Origin of the sequence: Rhodococcus sp. T9N, assembly GCF_024436645.1 — a bacterium.
GTDB lineage: Bacteria > Actinomycetota > Actinomycetes > Mycobacteriales > Mycobacteriaceae > Rhodococcus_F > Rhodococcus_F qingshengii.
Map to the genome: position 1 here is coordinate 1 of NZ_JAMSKS010000047.1, position 6,810 is coordinate 6,810.

Below are 6,810 nucleotides of genomic sequence, written 5' to 3' on the forward strand. Positions count from 1 at the left end.
TGGGGGCCTACCAGCAAGGTTTTGAGATATGTCAAAACTGCGTGCAGATAATGCGAGTGTCACAACCATTTCTGGCCAGAGGACCGTCGTACTTGTCGGTCCATGCGGTTCCGAAAACGCACCTTTCGCCTGTGCCGCAACCCCTTTCGTAACCAGGGATATTCGGCAACTTGTCGACGACAGTCACCGATCCGAGCAATTCGTCGAGGCGAGGTGTCGACTCGCCGGCCACTTCTGCGACCACGAGAGGTGCAGCAGGTGCACTCGTCTCCATTCCCGTCCAGGGGCCTCCCTGAGCAACCGCTGCGCACCCCGAGACCACGGTCATAAGAAGCCCCGCAGCGGCAACACACGTGGCGACCTTGCGCCTCATCATCATTCTTTCGTCTCTGCTGATGGCCACATCAATTCGGCGGCGTTAGGTGCGACGGATGAAAGACTGACTCTGCGGGCGAAATTCACGGCCACCTCGCTCGGATCCGCAGAAGGAACAAACGCGGGGTATTCGTCGAGCATCACGATCAGTCGACCGCTGTCTTCGTCACCTTGAGTTTCGGAGCTGTCCTGCTTTTCCTTTTCGGCCGCGTTTCGTGCTGCGGCGGCAGCTTCCCTGGCTCGTGCGGCGAGCGTGACGACAGTTGTATCGGGGGGTTCGATCGGCGTGGTCATGGTCTCCCTTTCCTGGCGAGCCGATGCGGTGCGTCCGGCATCGCCGCACGCTAACTCCGGACCTGGACTGGATGACGCCGTGCACGCACCTCCGTACAGAACCTGCAGCTCAGGCTCCTTTCATTTCGCCGTCAGCCCGGGAAATTCAGCCGGCGCTCGGGTGCACAAGTTTCAAGAGGCTGCCCCGATTCGGCACCGGCGAATGACAGGACTGGCCGAGTTGGTCGATCGCGTGAGGTAGTGTCGGCGGCACTGAGAATGCACCGGGTGAGTCGGGGGCACACCATGTGGTGGCCTCCGACTTTTCTTTTGTGTGCGTCCTTCAGTTCTCTTGCGCGCCGATATCGCGGACTGCGTCACCGGCTTTGTCGGGGCCAGCTTCTTCCGCTCGGCGGGTGTCGACGACTCGGAACTGTGCCGGGATCCCGAGAATGTCAGGATGAAATGTCAGGTCCGGCCGGCGACGGCGCGCCGTCTGGTCTTTGCTCATCGTTGTTCTCCTTCGGGTCTGTGATCGGTCAGTTGCACGATCAGGCGCTCGCCAGGTTGTTGTCCAGGTCGCTCGTACGGCGCGAAATGTGCACCCACCACGTCCAATTGGATTCCTCTCGGAAGCAAATGATGTGAGTTGTTCATCCGTGAAGACTGCCCGTAGTACATCCCCCGCTCTGTCGAGATCTCGAAGACGACATCTGTCGGGCGAGTGGTGGAATCGAGCTCGTGCAGCGAGTGCGTCGCTGCAGTGAACCGGTCGAAGGAAAGCACCGTGCCGGGTTGAAGCGTGGCAGGCAAGTCCGCCGGGTTGACCACAGCATTGGGAACGCTGACAGAGGTGTAGACGAGATGTCCGCGGCCGGATTCACGTTCGTACCGTTGAATAGCGCGGTCGACACGCTGCACCTGCTTACGCCTGCCGTCGTCGAGTTCAACGGCATCGCCGGCAACCGCAGACAGCGCGTTGTTCGTTTCCTTCCAGACGTTCGGATCCGACGTCAACGCCGACAGTGCGTTGTACTGCGCCTGCGGCATCGAATCGAGCACCTCCCGTTTGGTGGCAGAGCGTGCGTTTTTCTGCCGCGCGGACAGCGAGCGACGTAGTTCGATCGCCGCCGGCAGCTCTCGGCGCAACCTTTGGTTCTCGATCGGTGCCGGCGTCGGGCGTGGATAGGCCCGGTTGAGGTCTCGACTTGCGCGGGTGAGGCCGGGCAAGTTCTCTGTCGCATGGTCGAGTTCGCGTGCTCCGCTGCGAATGTCGCCGCGAGTGCTGTACGCGTGTTCCGAAATCAAGGCACCTTCTTTGCGGGTGGCGATGTCGCTCTCTCCCCGATCTGGGTCGAAGACGCCGTTACCGCGGTCCGGACTGATCCTGTCGTGACTTCTCCCCATCAGTCCCGCTCCTCGAATTCGTAGAGCTCTCCGCGTAGCTCCGCCAACGCGGACTCTCGGGCGCGCCGAAGGTCTGTGAGGTCGATCGCCAACTGACCTATCGCCGAAGCCGCCACATCATCGCCGGCCGAGTTGACCAGAAGGCCCTCGATGGCCTGGTCCCCGTCGTGAATCCTGTCGAGAGATTCGCCGGCAGCGATTGATTCCTGCAGCTCGAGCAGATGGCGACGATAGCTCCACAACGCAGCTACACGTGTGAGCAGCGAACGCTCGACCCGCTCGAGCCACCGGCTGCTCACCAGATGAGCTTCCCTCGCTGCGAGGGCTTGCGGGCCGCTACCCGCCGCCGGGGTTCCCAAAGTTGCTCGCACTGTGGCGAGTTCACCGGCATGCGCAAGAATTTCGGCCAGTTGCTCGTCGAGATTCAGGCGTATGCGACCTATGTCGAGATCCTCGCTTTCCCAGACAGGAACGGTGCGGATCTCGTCGACGAGTGCCGATGCCGCCAACGCCAACCGCAGCTCGACATGCGCTCCGCCCGCTGAGATCAACGTCTGCAGAGCTGTCACAGCGACGCCGATCTCGGTTTTGTCCTCCTCACTCAGACGGAGTGGATCGCGGCGGGTCCACCACCACAACCCCACCGCCTCTATCCCTGCGGCGAGACCAATGCAGACCAGTAGTGCGACGAATGGGTTCGCCGGCGCAGTCACGCCCGCAAGAACCGGGACAAGTCCGATCAGAACCGGCGCGAGAAGAGCGAGCGGAATCTTCACCTCCTCACCGCCGGCGGTGCGACCGGTATGTACCGTCGTGCGCCACACATCGCGCCGAGGGTAGTAGTCGAGCGACGAATTGCCTTCCCATCCAGGCTCGTCAGCACTCCACGTCTGCTCACGCCTGAGCCCGACTATCTCCGCCACGCGCTCGCTGAGCATCTTCTCCCACAACCGGTCGAGCGCGCACAAGAATTCGTCGCTCTCCGGGTCCACGTCGATGTCGGCGATCATGGACCGCACTGCGGTTGCTGCACTGTCTACGCTCACGTCACGCTCCGACCAGATCCGTTGTAGGTGAATGCTCCCGGTGATAGGTCTGCGCACGGACAAGTAACCGATCGAGCGCTTCTCCGACGACCTGCGGTTGCTCCAGACCCACCATGTGCCGGCCACCGGCGACGGCAACGAGTTCGGCGTTGGGCAGAAGCGCAGCCAGCTGCTGTGAATGCAGGATCGGAGTGACCCGATCTCTGGTTCCGCACATGATCGATACCGGGATGCGCCCCAGCGCTCCCACCGCGGCAGACGCGTCGTAGAGACGCAGGTCCCGCAAGAATGCCGCCACCGTCGCAATCGGTGTCGCGTGGACCATCTCGTACGACGTCGCTGCCGCCCGCAGGCCCGAGCTCGGAGCCATGGGACAGGTCGCGCCGATGACGGGCGTCAGCAGCCGCCGCGAGAGACTCCAGCTGCGCCCGACCAATCTCGGTGCACGCGCGCACGCACCGCCGAGCAGTGAGACTGCCGGGGTATTCAACGCACGCCCGATTCCGGCGCCCGCGACGTTACTCAAGGCGGTCGAGATCAACCCCACGCCGACCACACGAGATGTCGAATCGGCGTGTTGTGCGAGGTACGACAACACCGCCATACCGCCCATCGAATGACCTACGAGGACAACGGGTCCGGTGGGCGCTACCACCCGAATGATTTCCTCGACGTCTCGCCCGAGCTGGCTGATCGTGTAAGTGCCGGCATCGGCACCCCCTGAGCCACCGTGACCTCGGTGATCGAAGAACACCAACCTCGCCCGCTCACCCCACTGCCTACTCACAGAGCGTTGCTGAGGCGCCCAAGCACCGGCGTGTAGGCAGAAGCCGTGCACGAAGACCACCGTCAGCGGCGCCGTTCGGGATCCGACCTCGCGGACCGCGAGTCTGGTTCCGTCCGCGACAACCAGCGTGTGCGAGCGTCCCTCCTCGCGGTTCACAGCGGCCCGCCCAGAGTCCGGGTGAACTGTCTGCAGCCGGGGCTTTCACCGCTGTATCGCAATGTGCGGCACCCCGGATGTTCCCACGTCGTCGGAGTATTCGGCTCTCTCACCTCGAACCCCAACTCGCGCCAGAACTGCACCCGTTCCGGAAGGTCCTCCGTCGAGCCGTACAAGCGACCGTTGCCTGCCATATCGTCGGTGAGCTCGGCGATCAACCGCTCGATCAGCGCTGCCCTGACTATGGCCGCGTCGGGAACATCCGGGTTGACGACGAGAGCTTCGACGATGCGGGTTTGTGCAGCAAGCCGCTCACAACCCTCCGGAGACCAACCTGCTTCACGCGCGGTCCGAACCAGCCCATGAGGCGCTGATGCCAGCGCGTACCCGAGCTGCCGGTATTCCGACGATGCGACAATGCCCACCGTTCCTGCTCCCCCAAGTCCCGCGGGAACGTCGGTGCCCGGCGACCAGTGCCGGTGGAGCCGGCGCATCTTCTTCGCTTCCGTCGGATGAATACGAACAATCTCGACAGTCATCAGGCTCACTCCTCGTCGTCCAAACGGCATGTGGGAGGACCATAGATTCGGACCTGGACAGCACAGCTCCAACCACCGCGCTGTCCCCTTCCGAACCGTCCTTCTTTCAAGCCCGGCCTAGTGGAAAGCGCACTCGACGGGTTTGCTGTCGAAAGAAATCGGTCCGAGATGGCGGATCCCTCGGCCAGGCGGTCGGTGATCAGCTCTAATGAACCGCGTGACTGTCATCATTTTCGCCCGTGCAACCAACGGCTATGTTCTCGCCTCGGACGGCCGTACCTGCAAACCAGGTATCCCTGCCCACATCTTGAACGATGACGCGAAGAAGATTCGCACCTACCACCTGGGGGCGGGCGGTTTTGTTACCGCGTCGAGCGGAAGGGCCACCATCGGTGGCACGCCGATCGCCGATGTCGAAAGATCGATTTTCGACGAACATCACTCGTCAGGCAGCCAGGGATTCGGCCCCACCGAGTTCGCTCAGTCCATCGCCGATGTCATTGAGAAACACAACAGCACGCAAAAATGTGTATGCAGCACAAACACGGGAATCGACGGCGGCCGGGCATGCGTCATGCTGCCCGAGTGCGCCATCTGTGAACCAGAATCCGACTGTGAACACTACGAGTGGTACCTGCAAGACGACGAAGGAAATGGTTGCCCGTGCGCACCTTTCGATCAGGCGCCAGCGTCCACACCTTCGAAGTACCCGACAGGGTGCCGCTGCCGACCACGGGAGGAAGTTCCGCTCAGTTGGATATGCGTGCCATTCGGTCCGGACGCCGGCGACGCCGTTACCTCCACTATTTCAGCGCAATACCACCCCGTCCCCACTACTGGTCAGATCAAAGTGGACCTACTGCTGCAGGGTGAGCTCGAGCGTCCCACACGTGTAGACACTGACACCATCAAGAAAGCCGACGCGGATGCTCGACTTCCCCTGACCGACATCGAAAAAACGGCTGGGACCGTGATTGAACTGCTCGACTGCGCATACACAGAAGCACCTGACAACGTCGTAGTGAGACAGCTCGAGGAAGCCGCTTGGCAAGTCACCACATCGAAAGACACAACCATTCGCGAAGTGGCGGACACTATTCGCAAACAGATTGGCTCGGACGAGGCAGATCTGTTGGCCGGAGCGGCTGGCATAGGTGGCACCGCCTGTGTCATGGTCATCGAGAACGGCAAAAAACCGGAAAGGCTTCCAACGGAAGACAATTACGGGCTTCCTGTCACCGTGTGCCCGAGCCACCCCCACGTGGTCCCATGCCCGTCCGACTTACAGCCGTAAGAACGCACGAACGGCGGACTATAACGAGCGGCGACTACGTCTGAATCAAACCGAGAGGCACTTCGGTTTTCGTGATCGCCGACATCGACGAAACCGGAGCGAAAGCGACTATCGAATCTGTCATGGACTCCCCCGGCAGATACTCATTCCCACCGCGCTCGCCACCTCGTGGATGTAGACAGCGGCAACGACTGAGAAGCACTAGCTGGACCGATCTACTCTCAAATTCTTCCGTGTCCCCCGGGTTATTCGGCGATTTAGGCTCCGCCAAATCGGTTCGCAGTCAGTGTTGCAACGCCCGTTGATCCAACTGCGCCAGCGTGTTGCTGAACGTATACGGCAACGACGCCTTTGCTTCGATGATCTTTCCGAACGTGTCCCAGTGCGGTCGCGCAATGCCGTCCTCGTCAGCGATAGCCCAGTGGAGGCCAAGCGAACCCGTAAACTCGGACATCGCCAAGTGCGCATCCTCCAGCCCCAATATCTGCAGTTTCAACGTCGCAGAAACACATGCGTAGTAGCGGCTGTCGCGGTCACGGTAGGCATCAGAGTCCCGCTCCATGATCGGGTTATTACTCGACACCAACTCATCAGCCCGGTTCATCGCCTCAAGCGCAGACAAGAGAGCTTCGGTCACCTGCTGTCGATGCTGGACTGCACGATCCTCACCAAGCGTGGCCTCATGCAACGCTCTGTCGGATCGGGCCTTCACAAGGATTCCCAAGAACGCGATGCTCGCCGCCCCCACTGCGATCCCCGCCGCGATGATCGTTGCCTGCCCCTGCGTCAAACCTTCTCCGAGCGCCATGATCAACACGCTGCTATTCACCCTTCAAAGAGTCTGTTGCGGGACCTATTCAACGTATCGAGGAACAGGGGAGATATTGTCAAGACCTGTGGATGAGGGTGTTTCAGGCGACCTCCGTTTCGCTT

Annotated in this window: 8 protein-coding genes; 1 reads left to right on the forward strand and 7 read right to left on the reverse strand. The window is 61.4% G+C overall.

What is annotated here, in order from left to right; genetic code table 11:
* Positions 1 to 375: 375 nt before the first annotated feature.
* From M1L53_RS32745 to M1L53_RS32770, 6 genes are all read right to left on the reverse strand, one after another.
* Positions 376 to 669, reverse strand: coding sequence for a hypothetical protein (locus M1L53_RS32745; protein ID WP_003941812.1), 294 nt, complete (start codon positions 667 to 669; stop codon positions 376 to 378).
* 322 nt (positions 670 to 991) lie between these two features.
* On the reverse strand, positions 992 to 1,159 hold the full coding sequence (locus M1L53_RS32750; protein WP_157770399.1) for a hypothetical protein: 168 nt from the start codon (positions 1,157 to 1,159) through the stop codon (positions 992 to 994).
* Positions 1,156 to 2,055, reverse strand: a complete 900-nt coding sequence (locus M1L53_RS32755; RefSeq protein WP_003941829.1) for a hypothetical protein — start codon at positions 2,053 to 2,055, stop codon at positions 1,156 to 1,158. The genes M1L53_RS32750 and M1L53_RS32755 overlap by 4 nt, the downstream gene beginning before the upstream one ends.
* Entirely contained in the window at positions 2,055 to 3,101 is a 1,047-nt protein-coding gene (locus M1L53_RS32760) for a hypothetical protein (RefSeq protein WP_261949483.1), read from the reverse strand. Before M1L53_RS32760 ends, M1L53_RS32755 begins: the two co-directional genes overlap by 1 nt.
* Before the next feature lies 1 nt (position 3,102).
* A complete protein-coding gene (locus M1L53_RS32765; protein ID WP_003941819.1) occupies positions 3,103 to 4,044 on the reverse strand; it encodes an alpha/beta fold hydrolase in 942 nt (313 codons plus the stop codon).
* Entirely contained in the window at positions 4,041 to 4,583 is a 543-nt protein-coding gene (locus M1L53_RS32770; protein WP_003941816.1) for a hypothetical protein, read from the reverse strand. The genes M1L53_RS32765 and M1L53_RS32770 overlap by 4 nt, the downstream gene beginning before the upstream one ends.
* A gap of 208 nt (positions 4,584 to 4,791) precedes the next feature.
* Between M1L53_RS32770 and M1L53_RS32775 the strand changes: the two genes are divergently transcribed.
* Positions 4,792 to 5,877, forward strand: a complete 1,086-nt coding sequence (locus M1L53_RS32775) for a hypothetical protein (RefSeq protein ID WP_261949484.1) — start codon at positions 4,792 to 4,794, stop codon at positions 5,875 to 5,877.
* A 283-nt stretch (positions 5,878 to 6,160) separates the two neighbouring features.
* Here the strand turns inward: M1L53_RS32775 and M1L53_RS32780 are convergent, their stop codons facing one another.
* Positions 6,161 to 6,685, reverse strand: a complete 525-nt coding sequence (locus M1L53_RS32780) for a hypothetical protein (RefSeq protein WP_261949485.1) — start codon at positions 6,683 to 6,685, stop codon at positions 6,161 to 6,163.
* Positions 6,686 to 6,810 lie beyond the last annotated feature (125 nt).

Excerpts from the sequence above, each read along its gene's own strand:
- M1L53_RS32745 (WP_003941812.1), bottom strand. The coding sequence starts at position 669 with ATGACCACGCCGATCGAACCCCCCGATACAACTGTCGTCACGCTCGCC.
- M1L53_RS32755 (WP_003941829.1), bottom strand. The coding sequence starts at position 2,055 with ATGGGGAGAAGTCACGACAGGATCAGTCCGGACCGCGGTAACGGCGTC.
- M1L53_RS32780 (WP_261949485.1), bottom strand. The coding sequence starts at position 6,685 with ATGGCGCTCGGAGAAGGTTTGACGCAGGGGCAGGCAACGATCATCGCG.
- M1L53_RS32775 (WP_261949484.1), top strand. The coding sequence starts at position 4,792 with ATGAACCGCGTGACTGTCATCATTTTCGCCCGTGCAACCAACGGCTAT.
- M1L53_RS32750 (WP_157770399.1), bottom strand. The coding sequence starts at position 1,159 with ATGAGCAAAGACCAGACGGCGCGCCGTCGCCGGCCGGACCTGACATTT.
- M1L53_RS32770 (WP_003941816.1), bottom strand. The coding sequence starts at position 4,583 with ATGACTGTCGAGATTGTTCGTATTCATCCGACGGAAGCGAAGAAGATG.